Here is a 1,247-nt window from a genome sequence, read left to right on the forward strand (position 1 = left end):
ATTAAATTTAAATATTTAACAATGCAATTACGGAATGATTGCATTTGTCATTGGATTTTAATTTTATTAAGGACAATAGAATGGAAGCAGTAAGTTTTGAAGCCGATGTTGTACGTTTGTATCTAAACGATATTTCAAATAAACCATTACTGACTAAAGAAGATGAAATTCAATATAGTCGTAAGTTTTTAATGGGTGATTCTAGCGCCAAGAAAGTTTTAGTCGAATCAAACCTAAGACTCGTAGTCAGTATTGCAAAGAAATACCACGCTGCCCAAATGTCTCTTAACGATCTCATCGATGAAGGAAACATTGGCTTAATGACAGCTGTTGATAAATTTGATCCTGAAAAAGGTTTCCGTTTCTCTACCTATGCCACATGGTGGATAAAACAAACTATCGAAAGAGCCATACATAATCAGAATCGAACCATTCGTTTACCTGTTCATGTATCAAAAGAGATTAATACATTATTACGTACTCATCGTGAGTTAATGAAAGCCAACAATAGTGAACCAACACAAGACGATATAGCTAAAGAACTTAATAAAGATATTAATAAGATCTCATCATTATTATCGAGTGAAATTAATGTTGTCTCTTTAGAGCAAACGCTAGGTGATAGCGACAACTCAAATACAGTTGCCTATCTTGTTGCCGATGAACAAATTGCAACGCCAGGTGCTGAAACCGATAACGAGGATATGATCAAACTTACCAGCATGATCCTTGATAAAATACCCCCTCGAGATCGCGAAATCATCTGTCGTCGCTATGGGTTAATGGGGTATGAACCTCATACCTTACAAGAGGTAGCAGATTCTGTTGGCTTAACAAGAGAGCGTATCCGCCAACTACAAATCAAAACATTAAAAACACTCAAGCGCTCATTAGAACGAGAAAATTACGACCTAAATATCCTATTTTCCGAAACCGCTTAATATACAAGCGAGTATAATAATGGAATCTATTTATATAGAGTTCTGCTATCACTCTTTCGCTGATTATGAACATAAGCTCGCAATCAGCCAATTCCATTCAGATCCCATGACCTTAATCTTCTGGATAGAAAACAGAGGTTCAGATAATAACACCCGCTATTCAATGAAGCTTATCGATAAAGAAAAACAAACGGTTATAGCTATAAAATACCTCACAGCCATCGAAACAAATCATTTATTCAATAATAATAACTATTGGTTACTAAAACTTCTTTAACTAATAATTAGAAGTTATTAACATATTTA

1 protein-coding gene is annotated in these 1,247 nt (G+C 34.5%); it reads left to right on the forward strand.

Annotated features, from left to right (window positions below; all coding sequences use genetic code 11):
- The first annotated feature begins 80 nt into the window (after positions 1–80).
- Positions 81–941: an RNA polymerase sigma factor RpoS gene (gene rpoS, locus E5A76_RS17115; RefSeq protein WP_161119668.1), complete on the forward strand. Its 861-nt coding sequence runs from the start codon at positions 81–83 to the stop codon at positions 939–941.
- The last annotated feature ends 306 nt before the right edge of the window (positions 942–1,247 follow it).

Source organism: Photobacterium lucens, assembly GCF_009873615.1.
Classification (GTDB): domain Bacteria; phylum Pseudomonadota; class Gammaproteobacteria; order Enterobacterales; family Vibrionaceae; genus Photobacterium; species Photobacterium lucens.